This window comes from Chitinophaga sp. G7 BAM 1005 (genome assembly GCF_057126945.1).
In genome coordinates this window covers 3,245,146-3,256,848 of record NZ_CP181478.1, presented here as the reverse complement: position 1 = coordinate 3,256,848, position 11,703 = coordinate 3,245,146, and the positions used below count along the sequence as shown (strand labels likewise).

Genomic DNA, 11,703 nt, shown 5'->3' with positions numbered 1-11,703 from the left:
AAAAGTTGGCTGTTAGTCTTTGCGGGTGCAAAAACTAACAGCTGATAATCTTACTGCTTCTTGATCAGTTGCACTTCTCCGTAAATTTTTACATCGTCGCCCACCAGCACGCCACCCGCTTCGGTAGCCGCGTTCCAGTTAAGGCCAAAATCTTTACGGTTAATTTTCCCGTTAATGGTAAAACCGGCTTTGGTATTACCCCAGGGATCTTTTACCACACCGCCGAATTCTACGGCAAGTTTGATGTTTTTGGTTATCCCGCGGATGGTCAGATCTCCGTAGAGTTCATAAGAGCCGTCGTTGTCAACGTTCTCATATCTGGTCGTTTCGAAAATGATATCCTTGTAGGTGTTTACATCAAAGAAATCGGGAGAACGAAGGTGTTGATCCCTGTCGGCGCTGCCTGTTGAAATAGAATCTATATCTACCGCTACTCTTACTTTAGCAGTCATAAAATCTTCTCCTTCTGTTTCTGCGTCCACGGTGAAGTTGTTGAACTTACCATTGATATTGGTAATCATCAGGTGACGGATTTTGAATCCAAGTTCACTGTGACTGCCGTCGGCTACCCATTGTTGTTTTGCCATAAGTAAATGTATTTTTATAATGAATCAAAGAATTGTAATGCCGCGTAAACCGCTGCAGGACTTTATTTTAACAAGATCAGGAACTTATTGTTCAATCTTTTGTATCACAAATATCGGGTGAAAACAGCTGGGTTCAAATGGATCAAATACACATAATGATGTACTTTTTGTGTAGCGTTAAAGGTAATAAATATTACGATAAGCTCTTTATTATCAATTGATGTATAATTTTTTTCAAATACTTCAAACATTATTCATGAAAGATTGTTTTGAGGTGTTAAGGTCAAACCGGAAACCTTCCTGATGTAAAGAAAACCGTATGAGATATTACTTGTTTTTAATTCCGTTACTGCCAGTATTGTGTGCACACGGTCGGCAAAACGGACAACAGCTGACTTTAAAGGAATGTTACCGGCTTGCCAAACAGGGAAATACATTGGTGCAGCAGGCGCAGCGATCCCTGAAAGCCCGTGAGTATAACCTGCAGGCAGAAAACAGGTCGTATTACCCCAAAGTGGATCTGCTGGCCGGCTACAATTACCTCGGCAAACCATTGGAAATAAATCTGCAACAGGTGAAAGACGGGGTGGTGAACGGATCATCAGCACAAAGCGTGAATACCGCCAATACCGTTTACCAGCAAATTACCGGGCAGCCGCTTCCGCAAAATGTGCAGGACGTTATTTATAATACCACCAAAGGGATCATCAATACGGTATACCCCGATTATAACCCGGAACTGACCAAACAGTCTTATTTCACCGCGGCGCTCGCACTGCGGCAGCCCATTTACCTGGGCGGCAAAATTGCCACCGCGCAACAGCTGGCCAGAACACAGGTAACCGCCGGGCAGTTTAACCAGCAGGTAGTGGAAAAAGGATTATTCTTTGCCATCAGCGCGCAGTACCTCCGCATCCTTTACCTGAATACTATTCTTGCCCATGAAGCGGTGATCGTGGAATCTTTTAAAAAGAACCGCGACTATGCCATCTCGTTAAAAGATAACCAGATCTTACCACCTTACCTGCTCAACTGGGCACGGGTGTCTTTTGTGCAGTCCACCAACCGCTACAACAACCTGGAACTGGAAAAGGAAAATGCGCTGCTGGAACTGAACGACCTGCTAGGACAGCCGATTGAAACGCCTATAGCAATTAACGACACACTGGAATATGAACTAAAGCCGGTAACGGAAACGGGCCAACTGGAATTACTCCGCAATAACCCTACCTATCGCCTGGTGGAAAATAAAACGGACCTGGCGAATGTAGCAGTGAAAGCTTCACGGTCGCTCGCCCTGCCAAATATTTTTGCCATCGGCAGCCTGAACCTGTATCAGAAAGATCTGCCGGTAACTATACCGCCGTGGCTCATCGGTGTGGAAATGCAATGGAACCTCTTCGACGGCTTCCAGAAATATAAGCGCACCAAAGCCAGTAAAATGCTGGTGGAAGAGGCACAGATGGCCGCCCTGAACACCAAAACCTCGCTGGAATTGCAGCTGAAAGTAGCGATCAATAAAATGAAAGCCCTGCAGAATGATGTGGCATCGCTCGATAGCGCACGGCAACAGGCGCACCTCACCACTACGCTGGTAACCGACCGTATGCAGAACCAGTTGTCATCTGTAAAAGATGTAAATGATGCACTCCTGCAGGAAGAGGAAATGCAGAAGATCTACTACACCGCCGTGATGGGCTACTACCTTGCACTGGCGCAATACTGGAATGTAATAGGTACACCGGAACAATTTGCAGAGTATGTTGACAGATAAACAGATTTTTTCATGAGAGCTGTATTAAAAAATTATTGGGCCCTGCTGATCCCCATTGCTATCCTGGTGATCGCACTGATCTTCTTTGTAAAGAAGCCTGCAGCTGCAGATAAATCAATGATAGGCATGGTGGACGCCGATTATGTGGATGTGGCGGCAGAATTCCCCGGCCGCCTGGATAGTCTCCTGGTAAAACAGGGCGATACCATCCGCAAGGGACAGTTGCTGGGTGTGCTCCGCTCTACCGAAATCAATGCCATCCGCAACCAGGCGCAGGCTGCCATTGATGCGGCAAAAGGACAGCTCACGCTGTTGCAGAAAGGCGCCCGCCCGGAAGCCATCAAAGCAGCCGATAACCTCTACAATATTACCCAGCAGCAGTATGAGCTGATGCAGAAAACCTATCAGCGTATGCAAAACCTCTTTAATGATGAGGTAATTTCAGGGCAGGAAAAAGACCTGGTATATTTCAAATTACAGGCCGCCAAAAAAGAAATGGAAACGGCCAAACTAAATATGGATATGTTGCAACAGGGCAGCCGGCCGGAACTGATCACCACCGCTTCAGCCATTGTACGGCAGGCGGAACAGGGCTATGAACTCACCAAAGCACTATCTGACAATACTTATATACATGCGCCATCAGATGGCATTATCACTTCTATGGTAATAGAAGAAGGCGAAATAGTGGCCATCGGTTATCCGCTGATGACGATCCAGAAACCGGCCACCTATCATATTACGTATAATGTGCGCCAGGATGATATGCAGCGTTTCCCTTTAGGCGCCCGCATGTCCGTGCGGGTACCGGGATGTGATCCTGAAAATTTTGAGGCCGAGGTATATAAAGTAGCGCCCTCTCTCACTTTCGCCAACTGGGTACCGGTAAAAGAACAGGGCAAATTTGAACTGCGCACTTTTACGGTAGATCTGAAACCCGTTAACCAGGCGGCTATCAAAGGCTTACGCCCTGGTATGACTGCCTCCATGAATTTGCCATGATGCGTTCCATCATCCATATCATGATCAGGGAATGGAAGCGCATACTTACCCTCCCGGAGCACTACATTGTATTGCTGGTATTGCCGCCGTTGGTATGCCTGCTGTATGGTTATATCTATAATAACCAGTTTGCCCGCGATTTGCCGGTGGCCATCTGGGATGAATCGCATTCGCCTTTGTCGCGTAAGTTTTCGTTTATGCTGGAGCAAACGGAGAGCATCCACATCACGCAGCAGGTAGATAATGAAGCCACCCTGCAGAAGATGATGGAACAGGGCATCATCCAGGGCGCTATCCATTTCCCGGAGAAAATGGATGACCATATCAAAAGCCGTCAACCGGTATATATTACCGTGTACACCAATACCGCCGCCGTAGTAACGGCTAAACTGATCTATAAAGATGCCGCCAAAGTATTGATTACAGCCGGTTCGGGCGTTACGTTACAGAAGTTTGTAAAAACAGGCATGCCCGCCGGTAAGGCGATGGCGCTGGTACAACCCATCCGGCTCACGTCTTACCTGCTTTATAATCCGCAGTACAATTACCAGCAATACCTGGTGCCGGGATTAATAGCGGTAGCGCTTCAGATGATGATCATCATGGTAACGGTGCTTGCTTTGAACCTCGAAGAAAAAAGAGGCACCTTTGCAGAACTGAATGCAATGGCCAATGGCTCTGCCTCCAATGTATTGCTGGGCAAGGGTTTGGCGCACCTCAGCGTGGGATGGCTGCATTACATCCTGGTAACTTGTATCGTATTCCCGCTTTTTGCACACGGAAAGATAGGTGGCTCATGGCCGTTGTTCCTACTATTTACGCTGCTGATTATGGGTTGTATCAGCATCGGCCTGATGGTGTCTGCCATTGTGAGCGATGTAATGGTGGCCTGCGATCTGGGGCTGTTCTATACTTCCCCGGCTTTTGTATTCAGTGGTTTTACTTTTCCCCGCTGGGCCATGCCGTGGTACGACCAGTACTACGCCTGGCTGATGCCCTTTACGCCTTTCCTGGATGGATTCTTTAAAGCGTATTTTATGGAGTTGCCTATGCATTATGTATATAAGGAAGCCGGGCAGCTGCTGATTTATATAGCAGTTACCTTCCCGGTGGCATTATTGTTCCTGCAACGGAAACTGAATAAACGCTCTTTACAGCATGCGTGATTTTTTTCAACATATAAGCCGGTTGTTCCTGCGGGAAGTGAGGCTGGTGGCTACCGACCACAGTTTGTTGCTTACCCTGCTGATAGCGCCGCTCCTGTATGCTTTTTTCTATGGCAGTATTTATAGTTATAAGGTAGAAGAGAAAGTATTACTGGCCGTTGCGGACGACGACAAAAGTGAACTATCCCGCGCCTTCCTGCAGCAGCTGGATAAAATGCAGATTGCAGCGATAACAGGCGCCAGGGACTTACAGGATGCACAGGACAAAATGTACTATGGCGAATGCCAGGGCTACCTGTATATTCCCCGCGGCGTAGAGAAAAAAGTACTGGCCCTGCAACAGGCCGATATTGTGCTGGCTGTGAATGCTGCGCGGTTCCTGCCTTCCAGCGAACTGGCCGGTGGTATTACCACGCTGGCGCTCACCGTAGGGGCGGGGATACGGCTGAAGTATAATGAAATGCAGGGGTTGAATGCACAGATGGCTTTGCGGGAAACCCAGCCGGTGAATCTTGACTACCGGCCAATGTATAATGCCCGCTCCAGTTACGGGGCATTCCTTTTACCGGGGCTGCTGGCGCTGATATTACAACAAACGCTGCTGATCGGCCTTTCGGAAAGTATGGCGCTCGACAAAGAAAAAGGGCGCGTACCGGAACTGGTGAAAACCGGCGGTGGCAGCCTGTCGGCCACTCTTTGGGGGAAAGGGCTTTTTTATATGCTGCTTTTCTGCTGTTATGCTTTTTTCTTTATGACCGTTAACTATACCACCCTGAACATCCCGTTCCGCGGACGGGTGCTGGATGTGGCGGTGGTTTTCTTTCTTTTCTTTTTTACGCTGATCCCGCTGGGGATATGGCTGGGAAGCATGTTCCGCAGCCAGCTGATGGCGGCACAGATGATGGTGTTTTCCACGTACCCGGTATTCCTCATCGCCGGTTATGCGTGGCCGTATGAATCGCTGCCGGTACCACTGCAGTGGTTATCGTCGATGGTGCCCACCACACCCTTTCTCAGGGTGTACCAGTCCATCGTACAAATGGGCGGTACCCTGGGGGATAATGTGGCTTCCGTATTGCATTTGGTGGCGCTCTCCGGGTTTTATACCCTGCTGGCCTTACTTGGATTAAGGCGCTTGAATAAGCGGTAACAATCCATATATTTGTAGCTGATGTATGCAATTGTAGATATTGAAACGACAGGCGGGCATGCCAGCGCCAATGGTATAACGGAGATCGCCGTTTTCCTGTATAACGGGAACGAAGTGACGCAGCATTACCAAACCCTGGTAAACCCCGGAATCCCCATTCCATATTATATAGAATCACTAACAGGTATCAGCAACAGCATGGTAGCGGATGCACCTCCTTTTGAGGCCATCGCTCCTTTATTATATGATCTGCTGAAAGACCGGATCTTTGTAGCCCATAACGTAAACTTCGATTACTCCTTTATAAAGCACCAGCTGGGGAATGCAGGTTTCGATCTGCAATCAAAGAAGCTGTGCACGGTACGGCTGGGCCGCAAAATATTCCCGGGGCTGAAATCATACAGCCTGGGTAATATCTGCCGTCATTTCAGCATACCGGTAAATGGCCGGCACCGGGCCGGTGGCGATGCGGAAGCCACCACCGTGCTTTTTGGAATGCTGCTGGCCAATGATAAAGAGAAGGTGATTGCTTCCATGCTGAAAGTGGGATCAAAGGAACAGTTCCTGCCGCCTAACCTGCCACCGGAACAGGTGAAGGGATTGCCGGCTCACCCCGGTGTTTATTATTTCCACGACCACAAAGACAAAGTAGTATACGTAGGTAAAGCAAAGGACCTGGCTAAACGGGTGAACAGCCACTTTACCGGGCATAGTACCAGCCGCCAGCGACAGAATTTCCTGCGCACCATCCATCGCATTTCCTGCCAGGAAACGGCTACAGAGCTGATGGCCTGCATCCTGGAGTCGGTGGAAATAAAGCGCTTGTGGCCTGTTTTCAACTACGCCCAGAAACGGGTGGAGTTCAGGTATGGATTTTACCTGTTTGAAGACCAACAGGGATACCTGCGGCTGGCCATAGAAAAGAAGCGGAAGTATTCGCACCCGGTACATAGCTTTAACCTGCTGATAGATGGCCACCGCCTGTTACGTTCCCTGATAAAGGAATTCCAGCTGTGCCCCAGGCTCTGCTTCCTGCAAAAGGGCGATGGTACCTGTGCAGGCATTACTGCCGGTACGTGCAAGGGCGCCTGCCAAAAGGTAGAATTGCCCGAAAGCTACAATGAGCGCATGAAAGCGGCGATTGCATTTTTACAGGAACAGCAGCCCTCTGTGATTATCGTTGACAAAGGCCGCAACAGCAGCGAGAAAAGCTGTATCCTGATGGAGAAAGGCCGTTTCTACGGAATGGGTTATGTGCCGGCAGAAGTAAATACCGCCGAAGCAGCACACGTGCGGGATTATCTTACCCCTTACGCCGAGAATGAAGTGATCATCAGCCTGCTCCGGCCTTACGCCGGCAACAGCCGGCAGTTGTGATGCGGATATTGTCTTTCTCAGGATTACGCTGATTATACTGATTTAGGGATTTGATCATTTGGATTTTAAAGGATCCGGGGAGATATAAGCGAAAATATCCGCTTGTTCTCCCCGGATCCTTTAAAATCCTTATAAAATCAAAAAAAGTAAAATCAAGGTAATCAGTATAATCAGCGTAATCCTGAGAAAGACAACATCCGCTAAGAAAAAAAACGCGTCATCGTAATAATTCACCTGATTCCTGATTACTTTTGCATCTCGTGATTTTCATCTTTAATTATTAATATTTTTTTATTCATGTTAGAGTCAAGTTTCAAATTACCAGGTCAAACTGCCTTTTACAAAGGGAAAGTACGTGATGTTTACACCATTGATGACAGGCTGATGGTAATGGTAGTAAGCGATCGTATCTCTGCATTTGATGTGGTACTGCCACGCCCGATTCCCTACAAAGGACAGGTATTGAACCAGGTTGCGGCCATTATGCTGGAAGCGACTAAGGATATCGTTCCTAACTGGGTGAAATCTTCTCCGCTGCCAAATGTAACTATCGGGCTGAAATGCGAAACTTTCCCGGTGGAAATGGTGGTACGCGGTAACCTCACCGGTCACGCCTGGAGAACTTACAAATCCGGTCAACGTGTACTGTGTGGTGTAACCATGCCGGAAGGACTGAAGGAAAACGACTTCTTCCCGTCGCCCATCATCACTCCAACTACCAAAGCGCATGAAGGACATGATGAGGATATTTCCCGTGAAGAGATCATTGCACAGGGATTGGTAAGTAAGGAAGACTACGAACAACTTGAAAAGTATACCCTCGCATTATTTGAAAGAGGTAAGGAAATGGCCGCCAAACGCGGACTGATCCTGGTGGATACCAAATATGAATTTGGTAAGATCGGCGATACAATCTATGTTATCGATGAAATTCATACCCCTGATTCTTCCCGTTATTTTTACGCGGAAGGTTATGAAGAGAACCAGAAAAACGGCGCCCAGCAGAAACAGCTCAGCAAGGAATTTGTACGTGAATGGCTGATGGCAAACGGCTTCCAGGGTAAAGATGGTCAGCAGGTACCGGAAATGACAGATGAATTTGTAACAAGCGTAAGCGAACGTTACATCGAACTGTTTGAAAATATAACCGGTCAGAAATTTGTGAAAGAAGAAGTAGCGGCTGCGGATGCAGAATCCAGGATAATAGCTGCACTAAAAAGTTTATAATCACTCAATCGCTCCGGAGCAACGCCGGAGCGGTTTTTATCCCTTTGTGCACGATGAAACTACAATTGATCTCCGCAGCAGTTTGTTTGTTAAGCTTTGCAGCCTGCAACAATGTGTCCAAATCCCCTAAAGAATTAAGCAGCGAAGAAGTACTGGAACTGGCGGGAAAATCGCCGGGCATGAATGCCGGCAGAGGCACCTTTACGGTAAATACTCCCACCGGCTGGACGAAGATAGATACCGTGATGAGCCGGATTGAATACACCTTTATGATGGCGCCGGTCACCGGCGACAGCACCTTTCAGGCCAATGTAAATATCGTTACACAGGAACTGAAGAAAGGATTTACGCTGGATAAGGTGATGGAAAGCACCCAAAAAGAAATGGAGAATTTCTTCATGGATTATAAAAAGATGGCTACCGGCGAACGTACCGTTACCGGCGTAAAAGCCAAATGGATGAAATGCCAGTATGCCCACCGCGAAAGTGGCACCCTGCTTAACGGAGAGGTAACCATCCTGGTAAAAAATAATATCGCTTACGCTATTACTCTCACTACATCCGCCAACGACCTGGTGAAATATGAACCGGCGCTGGAAGAGATCCTGGGATCTTTCACTGCGAAGTAAAATATATATTTTTTGAGAGAAGACCCGGGCGGAGCGATTATCTGCCCGGGTCTTCTCCTTTATAGCTATATGCTTTGAATGCCTTATTTTTGTTTGCAAATTGACAACCATTGAAACACCTTGCCGCACTTAATAAATACTTTCTTACCAATAAATGGCTGCTGATCCTGGGATTGTTGTTTTCTGCTATATCCATTGTATTCAGTGTTTTCCAGCCTATCATGGTACGCCAGATTTTTGACCTGCTGGCGCATAATATCGACGAGTACCGGTTGCTGGATAATACCACGCTGAAAGTGGCATTCCGGGCGGATTTCACGCATGTACTGGCGTTTTACGGGGTGAGCATCCTGCTCTTTGCATTACTGAGCGGATTCTTTTTGTTCCTGCAACGGCAAACGCTGATTGTGATGAGCCGTCATATCGAGTATGATCTGAAGAATGAAATTTACCAGCATTATCAGCAGCTGGATCTTAACTTTTTTAAGATGCATCGTACCGGTGACCTGATGAGCCGTATTACGGAAGATGTATCACGGGTACGTATGTACGTAGGGCCCGCTATTATGTACGCATCCCGTACTTTATTTCTTATTGTGATCATTGTATACCTGATGTTGCAGGTAAACCCGTTGCTGACGCTGTATACCTTGTCGCCATTACCTTTTCTTGCCTTAACCATTTATTATGTGAACAGGATCATTCACCGCAAAAGTGAACGGATCCAGGCGCAGCTATCCAATATTACTTCCATTGCGCAGGAATCTTATTCCGGTATCCGCGTAATAAAATCATATATCCAGGAAGATGCGAGCGCGCGTCATTTTGAGGAAGCCAGTGAAGCGTATAAAGACAGCTCTATCAGTCTTGCCAAAACAGACGCCCTGTTTCAACCCACAATGGCGCTGATGATAGGCCTGAGTGTGATCCTTACTATTTTCATTGGCGGTATCCAGGTGATCCAGGGGAATATTACGGTGGGTAACCTGGCGGAGTTTGTGATCTACGTAAACATGCTGATGTTCCCGTTCTTTTCTATCGGGATGGTAGCGTCTATGATCCAGCGTGCGGCGGCCTCACAGCAACGTATAAACGAATTTTTACAGATAGCGCCTGCTATTAAAGATGAACCGGATGCGAAAACGGTGAAGTTGAAAGGAGGGGTGCGCCTGGAGAATGTAACCTTTACTTATCCGCATACGGGGATTACCGCCATCAGCCATTTTAACCTGCATATCAAACCGGGGCAGAAGGTGGCGGTTATTGGGAGAACGGGTTCCGGTAAAAGTACGCTGGCGCAGCTGCTGATCCGGATGTACGATCCGCAGGAGGGGACGGTGATGGTAGACGACCAGGATATCCGTCACCTCCGGCTGGCCGATTTGCGTGGCCAGATCAGTTATGTGCCGCAGGATGTGTTCCTGTTTTCCGACAGCATTGCCAATAACATTCGCTTTGGCGACCCCAGCGCCAGCATCCAAACGGTGCAAACCGCTGCCAGGCAGGCTTCTGTGGAGAAAGACATCCTGGGCTTTAACGAGGGCTTTGATACCGCCATCGGGGAGCGGGGCGTAACGCTCAGCGGGGGACAGAAACAGCGGATCTCCATTGCAAGGGCGCTGATCAAGGACCCCAATATCCTTATTTTCGACGACTGCCTGTCGGCCGTAGATGCCCGCACCGAAAAAGAGATTATAGGTAACCTGTATGCCTATCTGAAAAACAAAACAGCCATTATTATCACTCACCGGATCTTTGCCTTGTTTGAGTTCGATAGCATAATCGTACTCGATGAAGGAAAGATTGTAGAGCAGGGGACACATAATGATTTACTGTCATTGAATGGATACTACGCAGAGCTGTACGCGCGTCAGCAATCCGGCGACGATGAAAGTGTAAGTGAATAGCAATCATGTGCTTGTATATGCCCTGCCGCAGCCCGTTACACGCGGCTTTTATGATTTTTCAAAATCATTTAAAAATATTTTGATATTTGTAAAACAATAGTATATTTGTCTCTTATTGTAACAGGATTTGATTCGTTAACACTTAAATCTATCAACTGTGGCGTACGAAAACAACAATCAACAGGAAAGAAACAATGATAGCATCTTTTCTAAACGATTGAAAGCGGGCAAAAGAAGAACGTACTTCTTTGATGTAAAGACCACTCGGGGAAACGACTATTTTCTTACTATAACAGAAAGTAAGAAGCGTTTTAATGACAACGGTTATGACAGGCACAAGGTATTCCTGTACAAGGAGGACTTCAACAAGTTCCTGAACGCACTAACCGAAACCATCAACTATGTTAAAACTGAGTTGATGCCCGATTTCGACTTTGATGCCTACAACCATGATTATGTGCAGGAAGAACAGGACGAAACAGAAGCAGATGGATCTGAAGTTCGCGCTTCAGTAGTCCCTGTAGAGGTGGAAGTACCTGTTGAGGCGTCAGTAGCCGCCCCGGCTTCACATAGCTCTGATGAGGTAGACAAATGGTAAGATTTTTACTTAGAGATTTTCACAAAAAATAATAGGCAACCTCCGGATTTCTCCGGGGGTTTTTTATTGCGCGCGCGAAGTTTGTCTTTCCCGGGATTACGCTGATAATACTGATTACCTTGATTTTACTTTTTTTGATTTTATAAGGATTTTAAAGAATTCGGGGAGATACAAGCGGATATTTTCGCTTATATCTCCCCGAATCCTTTAGAATCCAAATGATCAAATCCCTAAATCAGTATAATCAGCGTAATCCCGGGAAAGACAAAATCCGCGTTCGCCGAAG

10 protein-coding genes are annotated in these 11,703 nt (G+C 47.2%); 9 read left to right on the top strand and 1 reads right to left on the bottom strand.

The genetic code is table 11. The features are described from left to right. Positions 1–50 precede the first annotated feature (50 nt). Positions 51–587 (bottom strand): YceI family protein, encoded by a 537-nt coding sequence (locus ACMXI2_RS12925; protein WP_483781978.1) that lies wholly within the window; start codon positions 585–587, stop codon positions 51–53. A gap of 319 nt (positions 588–906) precedes the next feature. Between ACMXI2_RS12925 and ACMXI2_RS12920 the strand changes: the two genes are divergently transcribed. The 9 genes from ACMXI2_RS12920 to ACMXI2_RS12880 all read left to right on the top strand — a co-directional run bounded on the left by ACMXI2_RS12920 (position 907) and on the right by ACMXI2_RS12880 (position 11,417). Continuing rightward, positions 907–2,361 carry a TolC family protein gene (locus ACMXI2_RS12920; protein WP_483781977.1) on the top strand — a complete coding sequence of 485 codons (1,455 nt, stop codon included), beginning with the start codon at positions 907–909 and terminating at the stop codon, positions 2,359–2,361. 12 nt (positions 2,362–2,373) lie between these two features. Further along, a complete protein-coding gene (locus ACMXI2_RS12915; RefSeq protein WP_483781976.1) occupies positions 2,374–3,363 on the top strand; it encodes an HlyD family secretion protein in 990 nt (329 codons plus the stop codon). Next, positions 3,363–4,529, top strand: a complete 1,167-nt coding sequence (locus ACMXI2_RS12910; protein WP_483781975.1) for an ABC transporter permease — start codon at positions 3,363–3,365, stop codon at positions 4,527–4,529. The genes ACMXI2_RS12915 and ACMXI2_RS12910 overlap by 1 nt, the downstream gene beginning before the upstream one ends. Continuing rightward, positions 4,522–5,679, top strand: coding sequence for an ABC transporter permease (locus tag ACMXI2_RS12905; RefSeq protein WP_483781974.1), 1,158 nt, complete (start codon positions 4,522–4,524; stop codon positions 5,677–5,679). Before ACMXI2_RS12910 ends, ACMXI2_RS12905 begins: the two co-directional genes overlap by 8 nt. A gap of 21 nt (positions 5,680–5,700) precedes the next feature. After that, positions 5,701–7,056: an exonuclease domain-containing protein gene (locus ACMXI2_RS12900; protein WP_483781973.1), complete on the top strand. Its 1,356-nt coding sequence runs from the start codon at positions 5,701–5,703 to the stop codon at positions 7,054–7,056. A gap of 297 nt (positions 7,057–7,353) precedes the next feature. After that, positions 7,354–8,283: a phosphoribosylaminoimidazolesuccinocarboxamide synthase gene (locus ACMXI2_RS12895; protein ID WP_483781972.1), complete on the top strand. Its 930-nt coding sequence runs from the start codon at positions 7,354–7,356 to the stop codon at positions 8,281–8,283. A 53-nt stretch (positions 8,284–8,336) separates the two neighbouring features. Continuing rightward, positions 8,337–8,912, top strand: a complete 576-nt coding sequence (locus ACMXI2_RS12890) for an LpqN/LpqT family lipoprotein (protein ID WP_483781971.1) — start codon at positions 8,337–8,339, stop codon at positions 8,910–8,912. Positions 8,913–9,022: 110 nt separating this feature from the next. After that, positions 9,023–10,819 carry an ABC transporter ATP-binding protein gene (locus tag ACMXI2_RS12885; protein WP_483781970.1) on the top strand — a complete coding sequence of 599 codons (1,797 nt, stop codon included), beginning with the start codon at positions 9,023–9,025 and terminating at the stop codon, positions 10,817–10,819. Between the two features lie 157 nt (positions 10,820–10,976). Beyond that, positions 10,977–11,417 (top strand): DUF3276 family protein, encoded by a 441-nt coding sequence (locus tag ACMXI2_RS12880; RefSeq protein WP_079471974.1) that lies wholly within the window; start codon positions 10,977–10,979, stop codon positions 11,415–11,417. Positions 11,418–11,703: the final 286 nt, after the last annotated feature.